Source organism: Shewanella sp. 10N.286.45.A1, assembly GCF_041470405.1.
Taxonomy (GTDB): domain Bacteria; phylum Pseudomonadota; class Gammaproteobacteria; order Enterobacterales; family Shewanellaceae; genus Shewanella.
Genome location: NZ_JBFRMK010000357.1, coordinates 1 through 236, shown reverse-complemented (window position 1 = coordinate 236; position 236 = coordinate 1). Strand labels below are relative to the sequence as shown.

Sequence of the window (236 nt, the reverse complement as noted above, 5' to 3'; positions counted from 1 at the left end):
TATCAATGCTTTACATTAAGCTTTTTATTTCCACCTCGTAATAGCTTTTCTCTGTGACTAAAATCTTTACGTTCATCCTTCCGCTTAAACGGTGGGGTTAGGCTGCCTTGTTTGTTGCATGATAAAGTTTGTCAGTCGAGTGTGGACTTGGATAAATTTCATCGGTTTATGGCAGCAAGGGCAAGGCCGTGTCGCCCGGGCTTGGCTGATTTTTTCAAGCGGAGCAAACACTGTAC

Annotated in this window: 1 pseudogene; it reads right to left on the bottom strand. The window is 43.6% G+C overall.

From position 1 onward, the window contains the following. Window positions 1-84 precede the first annotated feature (84 nt). A pseudogene (locus AB4238_RS21040) lies at window positions 85-236 on the bottom strand (IS91 family transposase); the annotation flags it as partial.